Genomic DNA, 21,254 nt, shown 5'->3' with positions numbered 1-21,254 from the left:
GGCATCTTTCCGGGCAAATGGCACAAAAAACTTGCAGATTGAAGCGGAAAAACGTTTGGCCAAGGGAGGCCATGTGAACGGCCGCCTCTGTACAGGGCAACGATTCATCCTTCACACTGTATTTTCGGCATGGATGCGGTGAACCCGCACCTGTCGAGCGGGACATAAGTATTTTGGGGGACGCGTCATGGCGAGTTGGTTCTATGCATCCGAGGGCAAGCAGCAGGGCCCTTATCCGGAGGGGCAATTCCGTGACCTGATCGCCCAGGGCGTCGTGCGGCCGGATACGCTGGTGTGGTCCGAGGGCATGGCCGGCTGGCAGAAGGCCGGTGAAATTCCAGGTATGATGTCGGGCGGGGGCGCACCGCCGATGATGCCGGCTGCCGGCCCCCCGATGATGGGCGGCGGTGGCTATACCGGTGCCGGCAGCGCTGCCGGCGGATCGCTGTCGGTCGATTTCGGCATCCTCGAGTTCACCTGGCGAACCCTTGTGCTGCTGATCGGCTCGTGCCTCGTCATCCCGATTCCGTGGCTGTTCGTCTGGTACACGCAATGGATCGTGTCCTGCGTGAAGGTTCCGGGGCGGCCGAACCTCTCCTTCACCGGCACGGCCATGGCGATCGTGCCCTGGTTCTTCGGCTTCATCGTTCTGGCGATTGTCGTCGGCTACACCGGCATCCAGATTTTGAGTACCGCGCTCTACATCGTCCAGGTCGTTCTCTACTGGATGCTGCTGAAATGGATGATCGCCAACATCGCCTCCAACGGGCAGCCGCTCGGCCTCAGCTTCACCGGGTCGATCCTGGGCTATATCGGCTGGAGCCTGCTGTTCGCAATCTCCATCATCACCATCATCGGATGGGCCTGGGTCGCCGCAGCCCAGCTGCGCTGGGTGTATCGCAACATCCAGGGCACGCGGCGGGAGATCATCTTCAGGGGCAGCGGGCTCGGGATCCTCTGGCGCGGAATCGTGGCCGCGATCCTGTGCGGCTTCATCATCCCGATTCCGTGGGTGTATCGCTGGATCATGAACTGGTTCGCATCACAGACCGAGCTCGCACCGCGCGGTTCGATGTAAGCACGACTCAAAAAGCCCTGAGCACGATTCATCGCGCTCGGGGTGATCAGCTCCGCCGCTCGCGCACGGAGCCTTCCTGCGCGACGGAGGCGACCAGCGTGCCGTCGGGCTTGAAGATCGAGCCCCGGGTCAAGCCGCGGCCGCCTTGCGCGCTCGGTGAATCCTGCGCGTAGAGCAGCCATTCGTCGGCGCGGAACGGGCGGTGAAACCACATCGCGTGGTCAAGGCTCGCCGGCATCATGCGCTTGTCGAACAGCGTGCGGCCATAGCGCGCCATGATGGCGTCGAGCAGCGAGAAGTCCGACGCATAGGCCAGCGCGCACATGTGCAGCGCCGGATCGTCCGGCAGCGTGGCCGCGGTCTTGATCCAGACGTGGATGCGGCCATCCTCGATCTTCTGGCCGAAGTAACGGCCGAGTTCGACCGGGCGTAGCTCGATCGGACGATCGGACTCGTAGTAGCGGCGGATGAAGTCCGGCATCTCGCGGAATATCGGTTGCTTCGCCACCTCCTCCGCGGTGAGCTTTTCCGGCGGTGGCACATCAGGCATTTTCTCCTGATGGTCGAACGCGCTCTCCTCCCCGGTATGGAACGACACCATGATCGAGAAGATCGCGTTGCCATGCTGGATCGCGGTGACGCGGCGCGTCGAATAGCTCTTGCCGTCGCGCAGCCGCTCGACCTGGTAGATGATCGGAATCTGCGGATCGCCCGGCAGGATGAAATAGCAATGCAGCGAATGCGGCAGCCGGCCCTCGACGGTGCGGCACGCCGCCACCATCGCCTGTCCGATCACCTGGCCGCCGAATACCCGCTGCCAGCTCGTCTTCGGGCTGTTGCCGCGGAACAAATTCACCTCGAGCTGCTCGAGGTCGAGGATCGAAATCAGGTCGATCAGGCTTTTGGACATGGTGGTGCTTTCCTGCCGTCGTCTCCGGCGCGAGCCGTCGCCCCGGAATGACACATGTGGCGGTTCCGCCCTTGTTTCACCGCACTGTTTCGCCCACCTCAAGTCTGCTAGCAAGACCAGGATTTAGCCCGGGAATTTTGTATGTCGGTACAGGGTAGTATTGTCATTGGCGGCGGCGCGTTTGCGGGGCTGGCACTGGCACTGGCGCTGCGCCAGGGGCTGGGACCCGAGATCCCCGTCATCGTGGCCGATCCCGCGCTCGCCACACGGCCAAGCCGCGATCCCCGTGCGACCGCGATCGTCGCGGCGTGCCGCCGCCTGTTCGAGGCGCTCTGTGCCTGGGACGACGTCAAAGCCGAGGCCCAGCCGATCCTCGATATGGTCGTCACCGATTCCAAGCTCGAGGATGCCACGCGCCCGGCGTTTCTGAATTTCGCCGGCGACGTCGCGCCCGGCGAGCCCTTCGCGCATATGGTCGAGAACCGCCGTCTGATCGATGCGCTGGTCGTCCGCGCCGAGGCCGCGGGCATCGATCTCCGCGCGACCACGGTCGGGTCTTACGATGCGCGCAGCGAAGGCATCGACGTGACGCTTGGCGACGGCAGCGTCATCGCCGCGAGCCTTCTGGTGGCGGCCGATGGGGCGCGGTCAAAACTGCGCGAGCGTGCCGGCATTGCGACCCATGGCTGGGAGTACGATCAGTCCGGCATCGTCGTCACCGTCGGCCATGAGCGCGATCACGAAGGCCGCGCTGAAGAGCACTTTTTGCCCGCGGGTCCGTTCGCGATTTTGCCGCTCACGGGAAAACGCTCCTCGCTGGTGTGGACCGAGCGCCGCGCAGAGGCCGCGCGCATCATTGCGCTCAGTGAAGAGGAATTTCACGGCGAGCTCGAGCAGCGTTTTGGTTTGCATCTCGGCGAGGTGAAGGCGCTCGACAAGCCGCGCGCGTTCCCGCTGTCCTATTTCGTGGCGCGCTCCTTCGTCGCAGAGCGCCTCGCGCTGGTCGGCGATTCCGCCCATGTCATCCACCCCATCGCCGGTCAGGGCCTCAACATGGGGCTGAAGGATGTCGCAGCATTGGCCGAAGTGGTGGTCGATGCCGCACGGCTCGGCATGGATCTCGGCGGCGCCGATGTGCTCGAGCGCTACCAGCGCTGGCGCCGCTTCGACACGATGGCGATGGGCGTCGCCACCAACTCGCTGAACTTCCTGTTCTCGAACCAGTCGACGCTGCTGCGCTCGTTGCGCGACATCGGCCTCGGCATCGTCGATCGCACCCCGCCGCTGAAGAACCTCTTCATTCGCCAGGCGGCGGGTTTGACGGGTGAGATCCCCAAGTTGTTGAAGGGCGAGGTGCTATAGGCGCCTCGTAGCCCGGATGGAGCGAAGCGTAATCCGGGGCTGGTGCATCATTCGCGGCGTCCCGGATTTCGCTGCGCTCCATCCGGGCTACGAATTCGTCAATCGATCTTCCGCGCCTCTTCCGGCAGCATGATCGGAATGCCGTCTCGGATCGGATAAGCGAGCTTTGCGCTCCGCGAGATCAGCTCCTGCTTGGCGGAATCATATTCCAGCGCACCCTTGGTCAGCGGGCAGACCAGGATCTCCAGCAGCTTGGGATCGACGCTGGTTTCGGGGCGTTCGGTGGGCGCGTTCATCATGGTCTCCGGCGGTCGGTTGCATCTAGCATAGAAAATCGCTCCCGCCCACCGCGGGCTACGCTGACACCATCCGCTGGATCTCGTCGAGCAGGCCCTGCAGCCGTCCGGTCGACAACTGGGGAGCCGAGAACGCATAGCCCAGGAAGGTCCAATACAGGATCTGCGCGCGCGCCTGCGCGATGGCCGCGGCAAGCCCCCGCTTCTCCAGCAGCCCCTCGATATAGTCGAGCCTGCGGCGGTCGATGGCGCGGACTGCCGCCTGCGCGCCCGGATCGAACGCCGCCCAGTTGCGCACCGCGCGTTCCAGATCGAGCCGGGCGCCAAAGGTCCTGCGCAGCAGCGCCTTCAGTGGTTCGTCGCCGTCGGCCTCGACGCGAGCGATGATCTCTTCGGCCGCGATCTCGCGCCAGCGTTTCAGCACGGCCGCGTGGAACGCGCCGAGATCGGCAAAATGCCAATAGAAACTACCGCGGGAGACGCCCATCGCCTTTGCCAATGGATCCGCCTTCAGCGCGGTGAAGCCGCTCTTGGTGAGCGCCTTGAGGCCCTGGCCGATCCAGTCGTCGGCGCGGAGTTGTTCGGTCATGTCAGGTTCCGGGTTCTCACCATACACTAGTGTATTGACAAGCGGCGCGCCAGCGCCTATCTCACCATACACAGATGTATGGACGAAGCTTCAAGGGAGCTTTGAAGATGCGTGATCTCTTGCTCCAGTGCGCCGGCGGCTTGGCTATTGTCGTGGCTTTCATCCATGGCATCCTCGGCGAGACCAAGGTCTTTGCCCGCGCCCGCATCGAGCCGGAACGGCTCCGCACCTTGATCCGCCTGGTGTGGCAGGCCTCGACCGTCGCCTGGATCGGCTGCGGTGTGCTCCTGATCGCGACACCCCGGATGGACTCGGTGCCGGCGCGCCACTGGATCGTCATCACAATGGTCTGCGTGTTCGGCTTCTCCGCCTGCGCCAACGCATGGGCTACACGTGGCCGGCATTTCGGCTGGATGGCGCTGAGTGTGGTCGTGGTGATGGCGATCGCCGGCTACTGACATCGGAACGACAGACCATTGAAGTGGAGCTGCGTCATGGAAGATCGTGTTCGGCTGACCATCGCGGATGGCGTGGCCCATGTCCGGCTCAATCGCCCGGACAAGATGAATGCACTCGACCCCGCGATGTTCGAAGCGCTGATCGCGGCCGGAACGCAGCTCGGTGCGCGCAGGGACGTCCGCGCCGTCATTCTCTCCGGCGAAGGGCGGGCGTTCTGCGCGGGCCTCGACCTGGATCGGCTTCTGGCGACGACGAGAGGCGATTCGTTGATTCCGTCGATCGACCTGACGCAGCGAAGCCACGGCATGGCAAACTATGCACAGCATCTGGTGTGGCTCTGGCGCGCGTTACCGGTGCCCGTAATTGCTGCAGTCCATGGGGTTGCCTTCGGCGGCGGCTTCCAGCTCGCGCTCGGAGCGGACCTTCGCTATCTGGCGCCGGAAACAAAGCTCGGCGTCATCGAAGCCAAATGGGGACTGGTGCCCGACATGGCCGGCACGCAATTGATGCGTCGCCTCGCGCGCGAAGATGTCGTGCGCGAGCTGACCTATACTGGTCGCGTGTTTTCGGCCGACGAAGCCCTGGCTTATGGTTTCGCGACCGGACTCGCCGACGATCCGCTGGCTACGGCATTGAAGGTTGCGGACGAGATCGCAAGCCGTAGCCCGGATGCGGTCCGTGCCGCCAAGCGGCTCCTCAATCTTGCCGCGAGCTCGGACGTTGCCACGGTTCTTGCCGCCGAGACCGCCGAGCAGGCCGCGCTGCTCGGCACCCCCAATCACATCGAAGCGGTCAGGAGCAATCTCGAGAACCGCGCACCGCGATGGAGCTGAAGGATGGCGCTGACACTCGTTACGGGAGGCACAGGGCATCTTGGCCGGGATATCGTCGATCGCCTCGTTCGCGACGGGCATTGCGTGCGGTTGCTTGCGCGCGCGAGAGGCGCCCGGTCGGACGTTGAATGGGCCATTGGCGATCTCGCGACGGGCATTGGCCTGCCAGACGCCTTGCATGGCGTCGACACCGTCATCAATGCGGCGACGTATTCGCCGATCGCGCGGCGAGGTGGCGTTCGGCCCGTCGATTTCTTCACGTCTCCTTCCGCCGTGGATGTCGAGGGAACGCAGCGATTGCTGTCGCTCTGCCAGCAGCAGCCCGTGCGGCACTTTCTCCACGTGTCGATCGTCGGGCTCGACGACGCCACGTTGCCCTATGCACGGGTCAAACTCGCCGGCGAGCGGCTGGTTCGCGCCTCCGCACTGTCCTGGTCCGTCGTTCGCGCGATGCCGTTCTATTATCTGCTCGACAAGATGCTTGCGAGCCTCGCCTGGCTTCCGGTGTGGCCGATGCCGACGACGCTCTTCAATCCCGTCGATACAAGCGACGTCGCCGATCACGTGGTGGCCTGCGCTTTCGACGGGACACGCGGTGAGCGCGCGGAGATTGGCGGTCCCCAAGACCTCAGCGTTACCGCGCTGGCCGGTCAGTATCGGGATGCGCGAGGACTGCATCGAATAATCCTGCCGATATCCATGTCCGAGACAAAAGCCCGCGGCATGGGCTTTGTCGTCAGTCAGGGCGTGCGCGGGCGTCTCGCCTGGGCGGACTGGCTGCAACGCCAGCATTCCGGTCCGCGCCACGCGGCCTGACGCAGTTCGCGACGTTTGCGGGCGAATCCGAGCCGTGAGGCTTAAGGCCGCAGCGAGCCGCCAAACAAGCGCTGTGCCCGGAGGGCGCTGATCTTTTGACGACCGTTAGAATATCTCTAAGGCCATCCGATCCTCGCGCCGAGTTGACTTCACCCCCTCCTTTGCTTCCTTCAGGCGCGCTTCGCGCACACGACAGAGGAGGAGACATTCGTGAGAGTCATTCGTGTTCTTGCCATTGCACTGACGGTCGGGATCGGCATGGGATCGTCGGCGATGGCCGACGGTTTCAAGAACTGCACCAAGCTCGACAAGGCGTCGTGGAAGCCGGCGAGCGACGCCGAAGCCAAGGCCAAGGCACTGGGCTACGAGGTGCGGCGCTCCAAGATCGAAGGCTCGTGCTATGAGGTCTATGGCGTCAAGGAAGGCAAGCTCTACGAGCTGTTCTACAGCCCGGAAGATCTCAGCCTGAAGCACACGATTGCCAAGTAGGACTTTGGCTAACGTCTGAGGGTGGTCCCGGATTGAACGACAAAGCGGTGCCAGAAGCGCGCGGGGTGCCGGTCAGACGCCCCGCAGGTCGGACGGTCGCGGTCTGGGACCTTCCGCTGCGCATCTGGCACTGGGCTCTCGCGGCGAGCGTCCTGGTCGCGTGGTTCACGCCCACTGTCTACGACAGCCTTCACCGCATCGTCGGGTATACGGTCATCGCCCTGCTGGGTTTCCGCCTGGTCTGGGGGTTTTGGGGCAGCCGCTATTCGCGCTTTCGCATGATCGGCGTCAGGCTTCGCGCGGCGCCCTTCTATATCTGGAATCTGCGCCGCGGCATCACCGGCCGCTATATCGGGCTCAATCCCGCCGGCACCTTGATGCTGGTGGCGCTGCTGTTGTCACTCACCGTCTCGGCGATCACGGGAGCGCTGTCGATCACCGTCACGTTCTTCGGCGTGTGGTGGATCGAGGACACCCACGCCTTCGCATCCGACGCCGTCATCGTCCTCGTCGTGCTGCATGTCGCTGGTGTGGTGCTGATGGGCACGCTTCAGCGCGAGAACCTGATCCGCGCCATGATCACCGGCCGCAAACGCATCCGCCATCATTGAGTTGGACTGATCGAGCCGCGGGCGTGCTTCACCTCTCCCGCTTGCGGGAGAGGTCGTCGCGCTCGGAGAGCGCGGCAGGTGAGGGCTTTCTCTCCCTGGGGTTCTCGCTTGCGAAAGCACCCTCTCCCCCAACTCTCCCCCGCAGGCGCAGGGCAATCGCATATGATGTTTCGGATAGGCCTGAGCAAGCGCCTCGTCCTTCGAGACGACCGCTTCGCGGTCTCCTCAGGATGAGGCTTCGTGGTAGCAGCGCTGGTGAAACTGCTACGGCATCCTCTGCTCTCATCCTGAGGGCCCGCCGAAGGCGGGCGTCTCGAAGGATGGCTGCGGGCGAGCTCCTCGCTACGTTTGTCCATCTGCGATAGCCCTGCCCGCAGGCGGGGGAGAGAGCGCACCGCGTTCGCGGAGGCTCAGTCTCACTGCAACGGCGGGTCGCCGCTGGTGCGCTTCTTGGCGAGATCCATCTCGGTGACCGCGATCAGGATCTCGGCGCGGGTCTTCAAATCCAGCGCTTCCAGCATCGCCTGCTTCTCAGGCACGCCGTAGGGCGACATCATCGCCAGCGCATTGACCAGCGCCTCGTTGGGCGCGCTCTCGACGTCTTCCCAATCGACCTTGAGATTGTTGGCCTTTAGGAAATCCGCCAGCACCGTCAGCAGCGCCTCGCGATCGACCTCGTCCTCGCCCTTGCGTGCGGTGAAGTCGTCGACGAAGGCAAAGAAGTCCGCCTTGCACTGCCGGTAGGCGGTCAGCACTTCCAGCTCCTCGACCACCTTGAAGCGTGAAACGCCGGTGAGTTCGAGGATGTAGCGGCCGTCACCGGATTCGGCGAGCTGGGTGATCCGGCCGACGCAACCGACGCGGAACAACGTCGGCTTGTCGGAATTCTTCGGCGAGTGCGCGGCATCCGGCTGGATCATGCCGATCAGGCGATGGCCGTCGCGAAAACTGTCGTCGACCATTGCGAGATAGCGCGGCTCGAAGATGTTGAGCGGCATCTGGCCGCGCGGCAACAGCAGCGCGCCCGGCAGTGGAAACACCGGAATGATCTCCGGAAGGTCGCCGGGCCCGCGATATTCGATGTTGATCGGCATCTGGTCCCCGCGTCGCTAGAGTATGATCCGGACCCGGAGGGCCGCGTGAGCGCAAAGCGTGCAGCGGTTTTCCGGTAAGATCATGCCCAAACAATAATTGCGCTAATCCCTATGAGAACAGGATGATCGATAAGCGCTTGCGTCCCTCGACGGTTGCATCATCCGTGCCGCCCCAGGCCTCGAAGAACTGCACCAGCTGCTTGCGGGCGCCGTCGTCGTTCCATTTGCGGTCGCGCTTGACGATCGCGAGCAGCTGTTCGGTGGCCGCCGCCCGGTCACCTTTCGCGTTCAGCGCGGTGGCGAGGTCGAAGCGCGCCTGATGATCGAGCGGGTTTGCGGCGACTTTCTGTTCCAGCTCAGCGACCGGTCCGAGTTGTTCCGCCTGTTCGGCGAGGTCGATCGCGGTCTGCACCGCCTTCACGGCCGGGTCGTTGCGCTTGGCTTCCGGCACCATGGCCAGCGTCTGCTTGGCCTGCTCCATTGCGCCGGAGGCGGCGTAGCATTTTGCGAGTCCGGCAAGCGCCGCGATGTTGGTCGATTCAAGCTGCAGCACTTCGGCATAGATCTGCGCGGCGGCGGCGGCATCGCCCTCGGCGAGCACGGCCTCGGCCTCCTGGAGAATCTCGGCGATGTTGGCCTCGCCCGGCGCTGTCACGCCCTTGGTCACCTTTTCGATGAAGGCGTTGATCTGGCTTTCCGGCACCGCGCCCATAAAACCATCAGCCGGCTGGCCGTTGACGAAGGCGATCACGGCGGGGATCGACTGGATGCCCATCTGGCCCGGGATCGCGGGATGCTGGTCGATGTTCATCTTGACCAGCTTGACCTTGCCCTTGGCCGCCTTGACTGCCTTCTCCAGCACGGGGGTGAGCTGCTTGCAGGGGCCGCACCACTCCGCCCAGAAGTCGATCAGCACCGGCTGGCGCTTCGATTCCTCGATGACGTCCTTCACGAAGGTCTGGGTGGTGGTCTCCTTGATCAGATCGGCCGCAGCCGGGCTCGCTCCGTTACCCTGGTCGATGATCGTCACGGGATCCCCTCGTCTGATGTCTGGAATGGCGGGGTCTTTAGCACGTCGCCATCACATATGCTTCGCTGTCGGGCCTAAAATTGGGCCGGGACGGCCGAATTTCAATCCACCGGCACCGATTCGGCGGCTCCGGGCCATTTTCGGTCGATTTCTCCGGTTTCGGGGCCCATATAGGGCTTCGAAAGCGAATTGATGCCGCCTGTAGCTGTTGCATTCGCCGCCCGGTTTTGGCATACGACAGCCGTTGCCGGCGCGTCACGCGACCGACACAGGATGCGGGTGTAGCTCAGTGGTAGAGCACGACCTTGCCAAGGTCGGGGTCGAGGGTTCGAGCCCCTTCGCCCGCTCCAATTTTTTCTCCCAGAGCATCCAGCCTAATCAGGTCAGGCCGTGGTTTTCCACGCCGCTGGTGGCTGGTCTGGATCTCACATGACAATTCTGGTCACGGGCAGTGCCGGCCACCTCGGGGAGGCCGTTCTCCGGACGCTCCGGCGTCGCGGGTCATCCGCGCGTGGGGTCGACCTGAAGCCCTCCCCCTTCACCGACGCGGTCGGCTCGATCATCGATCCCTGCTTCGTCCGGGCGCAGATGGACGGCGTCACCGCCGTCATCCACACCGCGACCCTGCACAAGCCGCATGTGGCGACCCATGGCAGACAGGCCTTCGTCGACACCAACGTCACCGGCACGCTCAATCTGCTCGAGGCGGCCGCTGCCGCCGGCGTAGCGAGCTTCGTGTTCACCAGCACCACCAGCGCCTTCGGCTCGCAGCTTCGGCCGGAAGCCGGGCAGGCTGCGGTGTGGGTCACCGAGGAGCTGCCGGCGATCCCGAAGAACATCTACGGCACCACCAAACTGATGGCGGAAAATCTGTGCGAGCTGTTCTTTCGCGAGCGGGGGCTGCCGGTCATGGTATTGCGGACCTCGCGGTTCTTTCCCGAGGACGACGATGATCCCGCAGTGCGCTCGGCTTACGCGCCGGAGAACGCGCGGGCCAACGAGCTGCTCTATAGACGGCTGGATATAGCGGACGCTGTCAGCGCCCATCTGCTCGCCGCGGCGCGTGCGGCGGAGATTGGCTTTGGCCGTTACATCGTCTCGGCGACGAGCCCGTTCAAGCAACGTCACCTCGCGGCGCTTGCGCGCGACGCAGCCGGGGTCGTGCGCGAACTCTATCCGGATTGTGCGCAGCTCTATGCCGCGCACGGCTGGCGGCTGTTTGCGGAGATCGACCGCGTCTATGTCAATGGCCGCGCGCGGTGCGCGCTAGGTTGGCACCCGGAATTCGATTTCGCCCATGTGCTGCGCAGCCTGCGCGAGGGCTCCGATTTCCGCAGCTCCCTGGCGCGCGAGGTGGGTGCGAAGGGCTATCACGATACGCAACTTGACGATGGACCGTACCCCGTCGCCAAATAGTCGCCGCTTTTGTCAATTCGCACGATATTTCAGACCTGTGGCCGGTGTCACCCCGCACCATCCGGCCGCGGCCGTTCTACTGTGCATGGGGTTGTTTTCGCGGTTTGGGATTGGTCGACCATTCTGCAGACCGTAAATGAGGCGCGGATCATTTCGATTCCGCGTTGCAGCGAGAGCGTTGTCGTCGCCGCGTGAGCTCCGCGAGAGAATCCGTCTCAATTTTTATTGAGCGCAACTGCAGCGCACGCGACGCGCTTTTCACGGCTCGCAGATGTGCTAACCTTTTTGCGTCTGCCTCTCGACAGACTCCGAACTTCGCCTACTCGAACAGCAAAATAAAATAACGTGCAGCCTACGGCTGCCTTAGGGGAGTGACGCGATGACATCGATGTTCCATCGATCCGTGTTGGCGCTTGCAGCCGTGGCCCTTCTTGCGGGGACCAGCGTTGGCAATGCGCAGGACAAAAGCAAACCGCTGAAGAAATACGAATCCGGCAACAAGGAATTCTGGACCCATCCGCCGGACGACTGGTTCCTCGGCGACGAGACCGAGGCGCAGAAGGGCCTCGTGCCGCCCTCGGGTCCGCCGACCGGCGCCTCTGATGCCGAGCTCGCCAACATCATCAAGAAGGTGAAGCTGCCGGCGGGCTTCAAGATGGAGGTTTATGCCTCCGGCGTGCTGGCCGCGCGGCAGATGGCCTGGGGTGACAAGGGCACGCTGTTCGTCGGCTCGTTCGGCCTCGGCAACGTCTATGCCATCAAGGACAACAACGGAAAGAAAGAGGTCAAGACCATCCTCAAGGGGCTGAACATGCCCACGGGTCTGGCCGTCAAGGACGGCGCGCTCTACGTCATCGCGGTCGACAAGCTGATCCGCTACGACGACATCGAAAACAAGCTCGACAATCCCGGCGAGGGCAAGGTCGTCTATGACGACATGCCGTCCTATGCCGCGCATGGCTGGAAGTACATCGCGGTCGACAAGGAAGGCTGGTTCTACATTCCGTTCGGACCGCCCTTCAACATCGGCATCCCGCCGACCAGCGTCGCCCAGATCCGGCGCGTCGATCCCAAGACCGGCAACGCCGAAACCGTGGCGCTCGGCGTCCGCAACTCGGTCGGCGGCGACGTCGATCCGCGTACGGGCAAGTACTGGTTCACCGAGAACGCCCGCGACTGGGTCAGCGACGATCTGCCCAGCGACAAGCTGAACATGATCGCGAAGATGGGCGAGCATTTCGGCTATCCGTACTGCCACCAGGGCGACCTTCCCGATCCGAAGTTCGCCATGGGCCACAAATGCTCCGAGTTCGCGCCGCCGGTGCTGAACCTCGGCGCCCACGTCGCTCCGCTCGGCATGAAGTTCTATACCGGCGATCAGTTCCCCGCCGAGTACAAGAACAACATCCTGATCGCCGAGCACGGCTCCTGGAATCGTCACAAGTACCAGGGCGGCCGTATCATGCGCGTGATCGTCGGGCCCGATGGCAAGAACGCCAAGCAGGAGGTGTTCGCCTCCGGCTGGATCGAGGGTGACCAGGGCTATCTCGGTCGTCCCGACGACATCGTTCTCGCCAAGGACGGCTCGATCCTCGTCGCCGACGATTGGGCCGGCGCGATCTATCGCATCAGCTACAGCAAGAAGTAGCGCACGACGACACGAGGCTGCGGTGGCCGCAAGGCGCCGCAGCCTCTTTCATTTCAAATTCACACGCTGTCGTTCCTGGTTGCGCGCAACTCGCGCCTAAGTCTGGAACCCGTACCCTCGAATGGTGGTTATGGATTCTCAGACGCGCAATTGTGCATCGTAGCTCGCCCTTCAGGCGCCCAGGAATGACGAACCAGTCTGAGTGGAATTCCATCATGCGCCGGCAATTCATCTCGCACGCAATCAGCGCGGCTGCGCTCCTCACGCTTGGCGCCCTTTCCGCAAGCGCCGCAGACAATACTGCCGTCCAGGAGAAGGCTGCCGTTTGCTCCGGCTGCCATGGCGAGAACGGTATCTCGCAGACCGAGAACATCCCCTCGCTGGCCGGCCAACCCGATCAATTCCTGCAATGGCAGCTCGTCTTCTTCCGTGCCGGCTCGCGCAAGAACGAGCAGATGCAGCCGATTGCCGCGGAGATCACCAACGAGGACGTTCGCAGTCTCGGCGCCTATTTCGCGGCCATGACGCCGCCGAAGCCCGCCGAGGACAAGGATCCGGACCTCTCGAAAAAAGGCGCGCAAGTTGCCGTCGGCCGCCGCTGCGCCTCATGTCACACGGATAGCTTTGCCGGCACCAAGGCCGTCGCGCGGCTCGCGGGTCAGCGCGAGGAATATCTGGTCAAGGCGCTGCGCGACTACAAGACCAGCCAGCGCGTCGGCGGCGGCGGCGCCGCGATGGCCGATGTCGCCTATCACATGAGCGATGAAGAGATCACGGCAGTCGCGCACTATCTGGCGTATTTCAAATAGCGCCGGGGTGAGTGCGGTTACCCCGCCCGCTGCTTCTCATACGCCTTGAGATGCGTGTAGGCGATGCGCAGCTTCGGCACCGGCACCTTGGCCGCGTCGGCGCGCGCGATGAGGTCGCCGATTACGTGATCGGCCTCGACGGGAAAACCCGCCTTGACGTCGCGGAACATCGAGGCCGTCATCGGCGATCCCTCGGTGGTGAGGTTGCCCTTCACGCGCTCGAAGAACGGGCCGCCCGGCGTATAGCCTGACGCGGCGGCGATCGCGCTGGTCTCGTCCAGCATACCGAGCAAAAAGTCGCGACCGCCGGGCGCGGCGAGGATGTTGCCGACGGAGGTGCGCATCAGGCTGGTGCTTGCGGCGAGCGAGGACAGGAACACCCACTTCTCCCACATGTCCTGCATGATGTTCTGGCTGGCGGTGGCGCCAACGATGCCGCTCTTGAAGGCTTCGTCGATCGCCTTGACGCGATCGGACAATTTGCCGTCGCGCTCACCGTAGTTGATCGATTGCATCGGCTGCAGCTGCACCACCTCGCGCTTCTCGTTCAAGGTTGCGGCGATGGCGCAGAGGCCGCCGAGCACGCGCTCCTTGCCGAATTTTTGGTCGAGCGTGTCGAGATGCTTCATGCCGTTGAGCATCGGGATGATCGCGGTGTTCGGGCCCACCGCCGCCGCGAACGACCTGATCGCGTCGTCGAGGTCGAACGCCTTGCAGCTGAGCAGCACGACGTCGAATTTTTCCCTGAGCGCGTCGGCCTGCACGGTCGGCGGGTTCTTCAGGGTCACGTCGCCATTCGGACTCTTGATGACGAGGCCATCGCTCGCCAGTTCGGAGGCGCGCCGCGGCCGGACCAGGAAGGTGACGTCGCGGCCGGCCTGCAACAGCCTGCCACCAAAATAGCCGCCGATGGCGCCGGCGCCGACCACGAGGATACGCATGGGAGAACTCCGTTGTTATTTCCGGCGAATGGCGAATAGGGAGTAGCGAATAGCAAACGCGATTTCCATCGCTATTCGCTACTCCCCATTCGCGCGCTTCACTTTCCCGACACCATCTCCTCAACCTCCCGCAGCTGCTCCTTGCCAAAGAACATCTCATTGCCAACGAAGAAAGTCGGCGAGCCGAAGGCGCCGCGGGCGACGGCCTCCTCGGTGTTCTTGATCAGCCTGCCCTTCACCTCGGGCTCCTGGGCGCGGGCGAACAGTTTCTGGGCATCGAGCCCTGAAGACGTCAGTGCCTTCGCCGCAATTTCAGGGTCGTCCATCTTTTTCGGTTCGCGCCACATATGGTGGAAGGCGGCATCGACGTATCCCTCGAAGACGCCTTCGAGCTGCGCCGCGATCGCGGTGCGCATCAAGTTCAGCGTGTTGACGGGGAAATTGGGATTGAAGACGTAAGGCTGGACCTTGTAGCGCTTGAGGAAGCGCTCGGTTTCGACCTGCTGGAATTCGCGCTTGTTCTTGACGCCGGCGAGCGTCTCGGCCGGCGACTTGTTGTTGGTCGACTTGAAGATGCCGCCGAGCAGGATCGGCACATACTCGAATTTGACGCCGATACGCTGTTCGATCGCCGGGATCGCCAGGTGGCTGAGATAGGCGTTCGGGCTGCCGAAATCGAACAGGAATTGCGGGGGCGTGCGGGTCAAAATCATTCTCCCTGACGTCGCTTTTCCGACATTGTGGCGCAGGGCGCGCCACAGGTCCACCGTTTAATGATGGTCATAATATCTTGATGATCAGATCAGACGCCGGATCGCCTTCTTGCGCCACACCAGAAGGTAATAGCCCATCTGCAAAACGAACATGGCGCAAAACACGATCGGATAGGCCGCCCACACACCCTCAAGGCCGATCGTGCGGCTCAGGATCACCGCCGATGGCAGCTCGATCGCGACAATGGCGAAGATCGACAGCAGCATCGGCGTCAGCGCCACGCCGGCGGCACGCATCGCGCCGGAAAACGTCGTCGCAAGGCCGAACGGCACCGAGCTCCACAAGGCGATGAACAGCAGCCCTTTCGCCAGATCGAGCACGGCGCCATCGGTAATGAAGATGCCGAGCACAGCGCGCGGTACCAGATAGATCAACGCGACCAGCCCGCCTGTCAGCACGAGGTTGAACGCGAGGCCCGTGCGGACGATGCCGTCGAGCCGCGCCCGGTCGCCGCCGCCGATGGCTTGCGCGCCGAGGATCGAAACCGCGATCGAAATCGACATCGCGGTGAACTGCGTATAGCCCATCACCTGATTGACCGCGCCGTAAGCCGCGGTGGCGTCCGAGCCGAAGCCGTTGACGAGGCCGAGCAGCACTAATTCGGCGATCGCCATCACCACCATGCCGACAGCACTCGGTAGTCCGATGCTGAGGATTTGTCCGATCACAGTGCGATTGAGCCGCAGATGGCGCAGCAGTGCGACGTCCGGCGCGAGCGCGTGCTTCTTCCGCAGCAGATAGGCCGCCAGCGCGAGCAGCGTCACTGCATTGGAGATCGCAGCCGCCCAGGCCGGGCTGGTGATGCCGAGCGCCGGCAGTCCGAATGCGCCGCGGATCAGCATCGGCGTCAGGATCAGGCCGATCGCAGTCGACAACGCCAGCGCCAGCAGCGGCGTCACGACGTCGCCGACGCCGCGGATCATCGCCGTCATCAGCAGAAAGACGAAGCCGAGCGGCATCGTTAGCAGCATGATCCGCGCGTAGGCACTAGCCTGGTCGAGAATGTCCGCGGGCGTCGCGAGTGCCATCATCAATTGGCGGCTGAAGAGGCCGCCGGCCAGCCCCACCGATATTGAGAGCAGCAGGCCGACCGCGAGCGTCGCGCCGACGACGATCTTGATCCTGCCGTGCGCGCCCGCGCCAAAGGCCTGGCCGATCAGCACGGTGGCGCCGGTGCTCAGCCCCATGACGAAGGCGAACAGGAAGAAGAACACCGGGAAGAATGTCGAGACCGCCGCGAGCGCGTCGATGCCGATCATCTGGCCGAGATAGACATTGCTGACGGTGCCGAACAGCGATTGCAACCCGTTGCTCAGAATCAACGGCGCGAGGAAGCGCAGGAAGCTTTTCCAGAGCGGTTTTGGAGCGGTCATGGATGTACCTTTCATCAGGGCGAGCGAAGCCGTTGCCGCGCGAAGCACGCGCGGCCTGGCCGTCGATGGGGTGGTTGGAGATTGCGCCTAGGCGCGGTCGCTGTAGGCGAGCTTGACGATGTGGTCGCGGATGTCGGCCGGCCAGTCGGCGATCAGTCCGGTGAAGCGCCGCCGGTCATCTGCGAACAGTGCGCGCGAAGCTTCCTCGAACTGCGCCAGATTGCCGGCCATGGTCGACATGAAGTGATAGGCCGCGTCACGAGCCTGCCGCTCGCGGTCCTTGTCGCCGCTCGCACTCCGCGCCTCGTCGACGAGTTTTCGCAACGCGACCGAAGCGCCGCCGGGCTGCGCGCCGAGCCACTCCCAGTGCCGCGGCAGCAGCGTCACCTCGCGCGCGACCACGCCGAGTTTCGGCCGGCCGCGGCCGCGCGGTTCGGTTGATGGAGCAGTCGCCTCGACCGGCGGCGGGATCAGCTTCGCCAAACGCGCCAGCACCTCGCGGTCCCCGCCGCGCAGGTCGAAGTCGATCGATCGGCCAGTGGCGTCCTCGAAGATAATGATGGGCTCGTCCGGCCGAGGCGCCATCCGCTTGACGACCAGCGCGACCTCTCCTGCCGGCCCGGACACCAGGCGACGCTGCCCCTGGAAGGCCGTGAAAGTTCTCTGCATTGAAATCATTGCCATATCGATGACGTTAGCAATTTAATACCCGGGTAAATTATCGACGTCAATATACCCGGATGAAAATATCCCGCCCGGATGGCTCGACATTGCAGTCCGGGGCTGGCAGGTACGCGGCCGACCGATCACGCCTAGCCCTGAGGATCTCGCGATGCTGACCGTCCACCACCTCAACAATTCGCGTTCGCAGCGGGTGCTGTGGCTGCTCGAGGAGTTGGGCGTGCCCTATGAGATCGTGCGCTACCAGCGCCAGCCCGACATGCGTGCGCCGAAAGAGCTGCGTGCGATCCATCCGCTCGGCAAGTCGCCAGTCATCACCGACAACGGCAACACCATTGCCGAGTCCGGCGCGATCATCGAATATCTCATCGCGACCTACGGCGATGGCCGTCTGATCCCGCCGCCGAATACGCCGGAGCGATTACGCTTCACCTATTGGCTGCACTATGCCGAGGGGTCTGCGATGTCGCCGCTGCTGTTGAAGCTGCTGTTCACGCTGATGCCGAAGCGCGCGCCGGCGCTGCTTCGCCCATTGGTGCGCAAGGTCTCGAACCAGGCGCTGACCGCGCTGGTCAATCCGCAGCTCAAGCAGCACATGGATTATTGGGAAGGCGAGCTGGGAAAGACCGAGTGGTTTGCCGGCAATGAATTCTCCGCGGCTGACATCCAGATGAGCTTTCCGCTGGAAGCTGCCCAGGCGCGCGGCGGGCTCGAGCAAGGCCATCCCAAAGCGATAGCGTTCCTGGAGCGTATTCACGCGCGGCCAGCCTATGCGCGTGCGTTGGCGAAGGGCGGCCCCTATCAAGTGGGGCGGTAAGTTCCTCACCGCCGCGCGATGACTTGTCAGTCCGCATGCAGCACGCGCCCGCGCGTTTCCGGCAATGCATACGCTGCGATGAAGAACAGCGCGTAAGCCACCACCGCGAAGATCGCGATCGCATTGGCAAGCGACGTCGATGACGACAGCGCACCGACCAGGAACGGAAATAGCGCGCCGATGCCTCGGCCGAAATTGTAGCAAAAGCCCTGCCCGGAACCGCGCAACCGCGTCGGATAGAGCTCGGTCAGGAACGCGCCGATCCCCGAGAAATAGCCCGAGGCGAAGAAGCCGAGCGGGAAACCGAGCACCCACAGGATCTCGTTGGTCAGCGGCAGTTGCGTATAGAGCAGCACGATTGCCATCGCACCGATCGAGAAGATCAGGAACAGATTGCGCCGACCGATCCGGTCGGCAAGCCAGGCGCCGACGAGATAGCCGATGAACGAGCCAATGATCAGCGTCGAGAGATAGCCGGTCGAGCCGACGACCGACAGATGCCGCTCCTTGGTCAGGAACTGCGGCACCCAGAAAGTGACGGCGTAATAGCCACCCTGGCAGCCCGTCGCTGCGAGTGACGCGAGAATCGTGGTTTTCAGGATCGGGCCCGAAAAGATCTCCCAGAGCGCAGGGCGGTCGCCGCTCACGGCCTGCTTGGCGCGAGCCTCAACTGCGATCTCGGGCTCGGTGACGGAGCGGCGGATGTAGAACACCAGCAGCGCCGGCAGCGCGCCGATCACGAACATCCAGCGCCACGCGGTCTCAGCCGGCATCAGTGAGAACAGCACCGCCTGCGACAGCACCGCAAGGCCCCAGCCAACGGCCCAGCCCGATTGCACCGAGCCGACCGCGCGTCCGCGATACTGCGGCCGGATCGCTTCGCCCATCAGCACGGCGCCCGCGGCCCATTCGCCGCCGAAGCCGAGACCAAGCACGGCGCGCGCGACCAATAGCTGCTCGAAATTCTGCACCACGGCGCAGACCAGCGAGAAGACCGAGAACCAGATGATGGTGATCTGGAGCGTCCTGACCCGGCCGATATGGTCAGAGAGATAGCCGCCGAGCCAGCCGCCGATGGCGGAGGCCAGCAACGTCACCGTGCCGGCAAGACCGGCCGACGCCGCATCGACTTTCCACAGAGCAATGATAGTGCCGATCACCAGCGGATAGATCATGAAGTCCATGCCGTCGAGCGCCCAGCCTGTCGCGCAGGCCCAGAACGTCCTTCGCTCCGGCGCATTCATGTCGCGATAGAAGGCGAGAAGGCTGGTGTCCTCGATTTCGGCGCGCTCGATGCGGTCAGTCGGATCGGCTGCGGTCATGTGCGGTTCCCCGGCAAATTCCTTTGGCCGGGCGGTGGTAGCACGCGCGGCCGCCGGCGCAAGCCGGTGCGCGCGCTGATGCCATGCAGGGGCAGGGTTACTGTCCTGCTGCTTCCGCACCACGCGTGCGCGGATCGGGCGCGCCGAGCGGCCCGTTCGGCGTCACGAGAATCGAGTTGGCCGACGTCTGCCCCATCGGCTCGACGATGAGATGGTCCATCGCCTTCAGCTCGAACAGCACGTCGTCGGGAAACCCGCGCTCGACGCGCACTTCGTCCGGCAGCCATTGATGATGCAGCCGCGGCGCCGCCACGGCGGCCGCCACGTCCATCTTATAGTCGAGCACGTTCACGATCACCTGAAGCACGGTTGAGATGATGCGGCTGCCGCCGGGCGAGCCCGTCACCAGCACCGGTTTGCCGTCCTTCAGCACGATGGTCGGCGACATCGAGGACAGCGGCCGCTTGCCGGGCCCCGGTAGATTGGCCTCATAGCCGACGAGGCCATAGGCATTGGAGGCGCCGACGGCGGCGGTGAAATCGTCGAGCTCGTTGTTGAGCAGCACGCCGGTGCCATCGGCGACGAGGCCGACGCCGTAGCTGAAGTTCAGCGTATAGGTGTTGCTGACGGCATTGCCGCTGCTGTCGACGACGGAATAGTGCGTGGTGTTGCTGCCTTCGCGCGGCGCGGGCGGGGCCGAAAGGATCTCTTTCGACGGCGTCGCGCGATCGGTCGAGATGTTCGCACGCAGCTTGGCCGCATAGGTCTTCGCCGTGAGCGTTTCGATCGGTGCGTTGACGAAGGCGGGATCGCCGAGATAGCGCGCACGATCCGCATAGGCGCGCTTCATGGCTTCGATCAGCAGATGCAGCGATGCCGCTGAGCCCTGCTTCAAATCGGTGAGCTGAAAGCCTTCGAGGATGTTGAGCGATTCCACCAGCACGATGCCGCCGGACGATGGCAGCGGCATCGAGACGATGTCATAGCCGCGATAGGTGCCGCGCACCGGCGAACGGATCACGGCCTGATAGGCCTTCAGATCGGCCGGCGTCATGATGCCGCCGGCGTCGGACACGGCCTTGGCGAGCTTCTCCGCGACCGGGCCCTCGTAGAAGCCGCGCGGTCCTTGCGATGCGACACTCGCCAGCGTGTCGGCGAGATCGCTCTGCACCAGCCTGTCGCCTTCGCCAAACGGCTTGCCATCGGGCTTTGCGAAAATCCTGGCCGAGGACGGCCAGCGCGCCAGCCGCGGATACCAGCCCGGCAGGGTATCGGCGATGTCGTCGGTGACAATGAATCCGTCGCGCGCGAGCACGATCGCAGGTTCGAGTAATTGCGCCAGCGTGAACTTGCCCGAGCCGTATTTCTCAAGCGCGAGCGCCAAGCCCGCGACCGTGCCGGGCACGCCGATGCCAAGCCCGGAATCACGCGATTTGGCGGGATCGGGCTTACCGTCGGCTCCAAGGAATATCTGCGCCGTGGTCGCCGCCGGCGCGGTCTCGCGATAATCGATCGCGATGTCTTCATTGCGCTCGGCGGAATGGATCACCATGAAGCCGCCGCCGCCGATATTGCCGGCGCGCGGATAGGTCACCGCCATCGCAAAGCCGGTCGCGACGGCCGCGTCGACGGCATTGCCGCCACGTCGCAAGATGTCGGCGCCGACCTGCGCAGATATTTTCTCCTGCGCCACCACCATGCCGTGTTCGGCCGGGATTGCGTGCACAGTGTCGAGCATCGGCGGGACATAGGCCCGCCGCGCATCCTGCGCGGTTGCTGAGGCAAGACCAAACGCCAGAGTGGCGACGAGAGCGAGAAAAGTCCGCCGTGTCGAAAATGACGCCATCATCAAATTTCCGCCGGGCCTTCAGGCCAATTCAAACGCGTCGCTGTAATGCTATACGGT

At 63.9% G+C, this 21,254-nt stretch carries 22 protein-coding genes and 1 tRNA gene; 12 read left to right on the top strand and 11 right to left on the bottom strand.

The window, feature by feature from the left end:
* The first annotated feature begins 187 nt into the window (after nucleotides 1-187).
* Complete coding sequence (locus ABIA96_RS22065; protein ID WP_354139153.1) at nucleotides 188-1,078, top strand: DUF4339 domain-containing protein; 891 nt, start codon at nucleotides 188-190, stop codon at nucleotides 1,076-1,078.
* Nucleotides 1,079-1,124: 46 nt separating this feature from the next.
* Here the strand turns inward: ABIA96_RS22065 and tesB are convergent, their stop codons facing one another.
* Complete coding sequence (tesB, locus tag ABIA96_RS22060) at nucleotides 1,125-1,988, bottom strand: acyl-CoA thioesterase II (RefSeq protein ID WP_354139152.1); 864 nt, start codon at nucleotides 1,986-1,988, stop codon at nucleotides 1,125-1,127.
* A 141-nt stretch (nucleotides 1,989-2,129) separates the two neighbouring features.
* On the opposite strand from tesB, the gene ABIA96_RS22055 reads away from it, so the two are divergent.
* Nucleotides 2,130-3,350 carry a ubiquinone biosynthesis hydroxylase gene (locus ABIA96_RS22055; protein WP_354139151.1) on the top strand — a complete coding sequence of 407 codons (1,221 nt, stop codon included), beginning with the start codon at nucleotides 2,130-2,132 and terminating at the stop codon, nucleotides 3,348-3,350.
* Nucleotides 3,351-3,448: 98 nt separating this feature from the next.
* On the opposite strand, the gene ABIA96_RS22050 is transcribed toward ABIA96_RS22055, so the two are convergent.
* Nucleotides 3,449-3,646 carry a Trm112 family protein gene (locus ABIA96_RS22050; RefSeq protein ID WP_354139150.1) on the bottom strand — a complete coding sequence of 66 codons (198 nt, stop codon included), beginning with the start codon at nucleotides 3,644-3,646 and terminating at the stop codon, nucleotides 3,449-3,451.
* A gap of 58 nt (nucleotides 3,647-3,704) precedes the next feature.
* Nucleotides 3,705-4,235, bottom strand: a complete 531-nt coding sequence (locus ABIA96_RS22045) for a TetR/AcrR family transcriptional regulator (RefSeq protein ID WP_354139149.1) — start codon at nucleotides 4,233-4,235, stop codon at nucleotides 3,705-3,707.
* Nucleotides 4,236-4,342: 107 nt separating this feature from the next.
* On the opposite strand from ABIA96_RS22045, the gene ABIA96_RS22040 reads away from it, so the two are divergent.
* The 5 genes from ABIA96_RS22040 to ABIA96_RS22020 all read left to right on the top strand — a co-directional run bounded on the left by ABIA96_RS22040 (nucleotide 4,343) and on the right by ABIA96_RS22020 (nucleotide 7,443).
* Entirely contained in the window at nucleotides 4,343-4,693 is a 351-nt protein-coding gene (locus tag ABIA96_RS22040) for a hypothetical protein (RefSeq protein WP_354139148.1), read from the top strand.
* 36 nt (nucleotides 4,694-4,729) lie between these two features.
* The gene (locus ABIA96_RS22035) at nucleotides 4,730-5,527 is read left to right on the top strand and encodes a crotonase/enoyl-CoA hydratase family protein (protein WP_354139147.1); all 798 of its coding nucleotides are present in this window, start codon (nucleotides 4,730-4,732) and stop codon (nucleotides 5,525-5,527) included.
* A 3-nt stretch (nucleotides 5,528-5,530) separates the two neighbouring features.
* Complete coding sequence (locus ABIA96_RS22030; RefSeq protein WP_354139146.1) at nucleotides 5,531-6,343, top strand: SDR family oxidoreductase; 813 nt, start codon at nucleotides 5,531-5,533, stop codon at nucleotides 6,341-6,343.
* A gap of 210 nt (nucleotides 6,344-6,553) precedes the next feature.
* Nucleotides 6,554-6,832 carry a PepSY domain-containing protein gene (locus ABIA96_RS22025; protein ID WP_354139145.1) on the top strand — a complete coding sequence of 93 codons (279 nt, stop codon included), beginning with the start codon at nucleotides 6,554-6,556 and terminating at the stop codon, nucleotides 6,830-6,832.
* Between the two features lie 32 nt (nucleotides 6,833-6,864).
* Entirely contained in the window at nucleotides 6,865-7,443 is a 579-nt protein-coding gene (locus ABIA96_RS22020) for a cytochrome b/b6 domain-containing protein (RefSeq protein ID WP_354139144.1), read from the top strand.
* A gap of 416 nt (nucleotides 7,444-7,859) precedes the next feature.
* On the opposite strand, the gene ABIA96_RS22015 is transcribed toward ABIA96_RS22020, so the two are convergent.
* A complete protein-coding gene (locus ABIA96_RS22015) occupies nucleotides 7,860-8,537 on the bottom strand; it encodes an LON peptidase substrate-binding domain-containing protein (RefSeq protein WP_354139143.1) in 678 nt (225 codons plus the stop codon).
* Between the two features lie 109 nt (nucleotides 8,538-8,646).
* Nucleotides 8,647-9,567, bottom strand: coding sequence for a thioredoxin (gene trxA, locus ABIA96_RS22010; RefSeq protein ID WP_354139142.1), 921 nt, complete (start codon nucleotides 9,565-9,567; stop codon nucleotides 8,647-8,649).
* 275 nt (nucleotides 9,568-9,842) lie between these two features.
* Here trxA and ABIA96_RS22005 point away from each other — a divergent pair.
* The 4 genes from ABIA96_RS22005 (at nucleotide 9,843) to ABIA96_RS21990 (ending at nucleotide 13,440) form a co-directional block, all read left to right on the top strand.
* Nucleotides 9,843-9,917, top strand: a tRNA-Gly gene (locus tag ABIA96_RS22005).
* Between the two features lie 79 nt (nucleotides 9,918-9,996).
* The gene (locus ABIA96_RS22000; protein WP_354139141.1) at nucleotides 9,997-10,983 is read left to right on the top strand and encodes an NAD-dependent epimerase/dehydratase family protein; all 987 of its coding nucleotides are present in this window, start codon (nucleotides 9,997-9,999) and stop codon (nucleotides 10,981-10,983) included.
* 379 nt (nucleotides 10,984-11,362) lie between these two features.
* Complete coding sequence (locus tag ABIA96_RS21995; protein ID WP_354139140.1) at nucleotides 11,363-12,631, top strand: PQQ-dependent sugar dehydrogenase; 1,269 nt, start codon at nucleotides 11,363-11,365, stop codon at nucleotides 12,629-12,631.
* Nucleotides 12,632-12,846: 215 nt separating this feature from the next.
* Nucleotides 12,847-13,440 (top strand): c-type cytochrome, encoded by a 594-nt coding sequence (locus ABIA96_RS21990; protein ID WP_354139297.1) that lies wholly within the window; start codon nucleotides 12,847-12,849, stop codon nucleotides 13,438-13,440.
* Nucleotides 13,441-13,457: 17 nt separating this feature from the next.
* Here ABIA96_RS21990 and panE read toward each other — a convergent pair whose 3' ends face one another.
* The 4 genes from panE to ABIA96_RS21970 all read right to left on the bottom strand — a co-directional run bounded on the left by panE (nucleotide 13,458) and on the right by ABIA96_RS21970 (nucleotide 17,212).
* On the bottom strand, nucleotides 13,458-14,381 hold the full coding sequence (panE, locus tag ABIA96_RS21985) for a 2-dehydropantoate 2-reductase (RefSeq protein ID WP_354139139.1): 924 nt from the start codon (nucleotides 14,379-14,381) through the stop codon (nucleotides 13,458-13,460).
* A gap of 98 nt (nucleotides 14,382-14,479) precedes the next feature.
* Nucleotides 14,480-15,094, bottom strand: a complete 615-nt coding sequence (locus ABIA96_RS21980; protein ID WP_354139138.1) for a 2-hydroxychromene-2-carboxylate isomerase — start codon at nucleotides 15,092-15,094, stop codon at nucleotides 14,480-14,482.
* An 84-nt stretch (nucleotides 15,095-15,178) separates the two neighbouring features.
* Nucleotides 15,179-16,528 carry an MATE family efflux transporter gene (locus ABIA96_RS21975; RefSeq protein ID WP_354139137.1) on the bottom strand — a complete coding sequence of 450 codons (1,350 nt, stop codon included), beginning with the start codon at nucleotides 16,526-16,528 and terminating at the stop codon, nucleotides 15,179-15,181.
* 87 nt (nucleotides 16,529-16,615) lie between these two features.
* The gene (locus tag ABIA96_RS21970) at nucleotides 16,616-17,212 is read right to left on the bottom strand and encodes a DUF2239 family protein (protein ID WP_354139136.1); all 597 of its coding nucleotides are present in this window, start codon (nucleotides 17,210-17,212) and stop codon (nucleotides 16,616-16,618) included.
* Nucleotides 17,213-17,360: 148 nt separating this feature from the next.
* Between ABIA96_RS21970 and ABIA96_RS21965 the strand changes: the two genes are divergently transcribed.
* Nucleotides 17,361-18,026, top strand: a complete 666-nt coding sequence (locus ABIA96_RS21965; protein WP_354139135.1) for a glutathione S-transferase family protein — start codon at nucleotides 17,361-17,363, stop codon at nucleotides 18,024-18,026.
* Between the two features lie 26 nt (nucleotides 18,027-18,052).
* Here ABIA96_RS21965 and ABIA96_RS21960 read toward each other — a convergent pair whose 3' ends face one another.
* Both ABIA96_RS21960 and ggt read right to left on the bottom strand, forming a co-directional pair.
* Nucleotides 18,053-19,348 carry an MFS transporter gene (locus ABIA96_RS21960; protein WP_354139134.1) on the bottom strand — a complete coding sequence of 432 codons (1,296 nt, stop codon included), beginning with the start codon at nucleotides 19,346-19,348 and terminating at the stop codon, nucleotides 18,053-18,055.
* A gap of 97 nt (nucleotides 19,349-19,445) precedes the next feature.
* Nucleotides 19,446-21,197 (bottom strand): gamma-glutamyltransferase, encoded by a 1,752-nt coding sequence (gene ggt, locus ABIA96_RS21955; RefSeq protein ID WP_354139133.1) that lies wholly within the window; start codon nucleotides 21,195-21,197, stop codon nucleotides 19,446-19,448.
* Nucleotides 21,198-21,254 lie beyond the last annotated feature (57 nt).

Origin of the sequence: Bradyrhizobium sp. LB11.1 (genome assembly GCF_040549385.1) — a bacterium.
Taxonomy (GTDB): Bacteria; Pseudomonadota; Alphaproteobacteria; order Rhizobiales; family Xanthobacteraceae; genus Bradyrhizobium.
This window is presented reverse-complemented; position numbering and strand designations above follow the sequence as displayed.

What these genes read in the sequence shown, in the direction of transcription:
- ABIA96_RS22035 (WP_354139147.1), top strand. Translation starts at nt 4,730, where the DNA reads ATGGAAGATCGTGTTCGGCTGACCATCGCGGATGGCGTGGCCCATGTC.
- ABIA96_RS21975 (WP_354139137.1), bottom strand. Translation starts at nt 16,528, where the DNA reads ATGACCGCTCCAAAACCGCTCTGGAAAAGCTTCCTGCGCTTCCTCGCG.
- ABIA96_RS21970 (WP_354139136.1), bottom strand. Translation starts at nt 17,212, where the DNA reads ATGGCAATGATTTCAATGCAGAGAACTTTCACGGCCTTCCAGGGGCAG.
- ABIA96_RS21995 (WP_354139140.1), top strand. Translation starts at nt 11,363, where the DNA reads ATGACATCGATGTTCCATCGATCCGTGTTGGCGCTTGCAGCCGTGGCC.
- ABIA96_RS22050 (WP_354139150.1), bottom strand. Translation starts at nt 3,646, where the DNA reads ATGAACGCGCCCACCGAACGCCCCGAAACCAGCGTCGATCCCAAGCTG.
- ABIA96_RS22030 (WP_354139146.1), top strand. Translation starts at nt 5,531, where the DNA reads ATGGCGCTGACACTCGTTACGGGAGGCACAGGGCATCTTGGCCGGGAT.
- ABIA96_RS21965 (WP_354139135.1), top strand. Translation starts at nt 17,361, where the DNA reads ATGCTGACCGTCCACCACCTCAACAATTCGCGTTCGCAGCGGGTGCTG.
- ABIA96_RS22040 (WP_354139148.1), top strand. Translation starts at nt 4,343, where the DNA reads ATGCGTGATCTCTTGCTCCAGTGCGCCGGCGGCTTGGCTATTGTCGTG.
- ABIA96_RS22065 (WP_354139153.1), top strand. Translation starts at nt 188, where the DNA reads ATGGCGAGTTGGTTCTATGCATCCGAGGGCAAGCAGCAGGGCCCTTAT.
- panE (WP_354139139.1), bottom strand. Translation starts at nt 14,381, where the DNA reads ATGCGTATCCTCGTGGTCGGCGCCGGCGCCATCGGCGGCTATTTTGGT.
- ABIA96_RS22045 (WP_354139149.1), bottom strand. Translation starts at nt 4,235, where the DNA reads ATGACCGAACAACTCCGCGCCGACGACTGGATCGGCCAGGGCCTCAAG.
- tesB (WP_354139152.1), bottom strand. Translation starts at nt 1,988, where the DNA reads ATGTCCAAAAGCCTGATCGACCTGATTTCGATCCTCGACCTCGAGCAG.
- ABIA96_RS22015 (WP_354139143.1), bottom strand. Translation starts at nt 8,537, where the DNA reads ATGCCGATCAACATCGAATATCGCGGGCCCGGCGACCTTCCGGAGATC.
- ABIA96_RS21960 (WP_354139134.1), bottom strand. Translation starts at nt 19,348, where the DNA reads ATGACCGCAGCCGATCCGACTGACCGCATCGAGCGCGCCGAAATCGAG.
- ABIA96_RS22000 (WP_354139141.1), top strand. Translation starts at nt 9,997, where the DNA reads ATGACAATTCTGGTCACGGGCAGTGCCGGCCACCTCGGGGAGGCCGTT.
- ABIA96_RS21980 (WP_354139138.1), bottom strand. Translation starts at nt 15,094, where the DNA reads ATGATTTTGACCCGCACGCCCCCGCAATTCCTGTTCGATTTCGGCAGC.
- ABIA96_RS22055 (WP_354139151.1), top strand. Translation starts at nt 2,130, where the DNA reads ATGTCGGTACAGGGTAGTATTGTCATTGGCGGCGGCGCGTTTGCGGGG.
- ABIA96_RS21990 (WP_354139297.1), top strand. Translation starts at nt 12,847, where the DNA reads ATGCGCCGGCAATTCATCTCGCACGCAATCAGCGCGGCTGCGCTCCTC.
- ggt (WP_354139133.1), bottom strand. Translation starts at nt 21,197, where the DNA reads ATGATGGCGTCATTTTCGACACGGCGGACTTTTCTCGCTCTCGTCGCC.